The sequence below is a fragment of the Microcoleus sp. PH2017_12_PCY_D_A genome (genome assembly GCF_020738565.1).
Classification (GTDB): domain Bacteria; phylum Cyanobacteriota; class Cyanobacteriia; order Cyanobacteriales; family Microcoleaceae; genus Microcoleus.
Genome location: NZ_JAEQCI010000247.1, coordinates 1 through 1,956 on the forward strand (window position 1 = coordinate 1; position 1,956 = coordinate 1,956).

General features: G+C 44.0%; 2 protein-coding genes. Both read left to right on the forward strand.

The window, feature by feature from the left end; all coding sequences use genetic code 11:
• Positions 1-140 precede the first annotated feature (140 nt).
• Positions 141-989 (forward strand): IS4 family transposase, encoded by an 849-nt coding sequence (locus JGK39_RS33295; protein ID WP_293262780.1) that lies wholly within the window; start codon positions 141-143, stop codon positions 987-989.
• Positions 990-1,155: 166 nt separating this feature from the next.
• Positions 1,156-1,509, forward strand: coding sequence for a hypothetical protein (locus tag JGK39_RS33300; RefSeq protein WP_293262783.1), 354 nt, complete (start codon positions 1,156-1,158; stop codon positions 1,507-1,509).
• Positions 1,510-1,956 lie beyond the last annotated feature (447 nt).

The window sequence follows — 1,956 nt, forward strand, 5'->3', positions numbered from 1 at the left end:
CTGCCGATTTCTTTGGGGACATCTCAACTCCTACTGAGATTTACGTCCTCATTATTATACATGATTTGTGATTTACAATTCATTGGCGATCGCTATATATATAGATCATTGCCTTACAAACACAAAAATCTATTTCCATTATGCCAAATCGTGCGTCAATTCTCAAACAACAATTTTTGCAGAGCATTGCCTTGCCTTGGGAGGAGCTGCTACCAGAGTCTAAAGTCCAAGAACTTCTGGCAAACGAGAACGTGACATATTACAGCAGCGTCTACACACCGATAGTCACTTTATGGGCGATGGTATCGCAGGTACTCGATCCCGACAAAAGTTTGAGTCAAGCAGTGAAGCGGATGATCGTGTGGCTGAGTGCGGCCGGAGTCAAACCTCCTTCCTCAGACACAGGGGCTTACAGTAAAGCTCGCCAACGACTACCCGAAAGACTCGTTCAACAGTTAGTACCCGTAGTAGCAGAGGCGCTAGAAAAGCAAGTTCCCACAGAACAACAATGGTGTGGACGACGGGTGCGGGTACTAGACGGAACAACCGTGTTGATGAGCGATACCCCGGCTAATCAAGCCGAGTATCCGCAACATACCAATCAAAAAACTGGGTGTGGATTTCCCATCGCTAAAATAGTGGTACTCTTTTCATTGCTGACTGGGGCTGTTGTATCTGCTGGTATTGCTTCGTTGACGACCAGTGAAATTGTGATGAGTCGTCTGCTTTATGGAAATTTACTTCCCGACGATGTGATATTGGCAGATCGAGCTTATGGCAATTATCTAGATTTAGTTTTGGTAAAACAGCAAGGAGCAGATGCTGTTTTCCGTAAAAATCATCTTCGTAAAACGGACTTTCGACGGGGAAAAAAGTTTGGAATTGGCGACCATCAAGTTGTCTGGGATAAGCCCCAGCAGTGTCCTAAACACATGAGTAATGAGGAATTTGAGGCATTGCCCTCTAATTTCATCGTTCGGGAAGTCTGAAGAGCGTATTCAACGCCGTGGCTTCAGAGCTGAGCGTATTATCGTAGTCACAACATTGATGGATGCCCAACGATATACGGTTCAAAAATTAACTTGTTTATATGGGCTACGTTGGTCGGCCGCTGAAGTCAATTTACGCTATCTTAAAACAACGTTGAAAATGGAGATGTTAACATCTAAAACTCCGGTGATGGTGAGAAAAGAAATCTGGACACACAAATTCGCTTACACTTTATTGCGTACCATTATGTGGCAGGCTGTATCTTCGTCAGAACATACAGTTTTTCAACTCTCATTCCAATCTACGAGGCAGCAATTTAATCTGTTATTGACGGTGTTAGCAACTACAGTCAAACGCCACCTGCGACAATGGCATCAATTGCTGTTGGATCAGGTGGCAACTAATCTGCTTACGATTCGACCCGATCGTTCCGAACCTAGAGTTTTGAAATGTAGACCGAAGCCGTATCCTCGAATGCAGGAACCTCGCTCTATCTTAAAAGGTAAACAGCCTAAGTGATTGAGACTTTTTCAGTGCCATTGGACTTAAGTCCGCTCTTATTCTGCGGACTTAAGTCCGCTCTTATTCTGCAGTTCGTAGTGCGGACTTAAGTCCGCTCTTATTCTGCGGACTTAAGTCCGCACTACGAACGAATAATCAGATTGTAGTCAATCGATAGGATAGGATATTATACCAATTTTAAAAAAGAATGCAACAGTATTCTTGTTCCCCCCCTTGGAAAGGGGGGGCTAGGGGGGGTCGAAGAGTGTTGCACGATTTTAGAAAAATGGTATTACTCAATAAATTCACGGTACATTTTTATTGTTCGTGGGGGCGGGTTTACAATATTATTCATTTTTATCATAAATTATTGGTGAACCCGCCCCTTGTATCTTAAAAGAGTGAGGACGGTCGATCGCCACATCAATCAGGCGATCGCCACATCAATCAGGCGATCGCCACATC

Coding starts and splice junctions, on each gene's coding strand:
- JGK39_RS33300 (WP_293262783.1), top strand. CDS start 1,156: ATGTTAACATCTAAAACTCCGGTGATGGTGAGAAAAGAAATCTGGACA.
- JGK39_RS33295 (WP_293262780.1), top strand. CDS start 141: ATGCCAAATCGTGCGTCAATTCTCAAACAACAATTTTTGCAGAGCATT.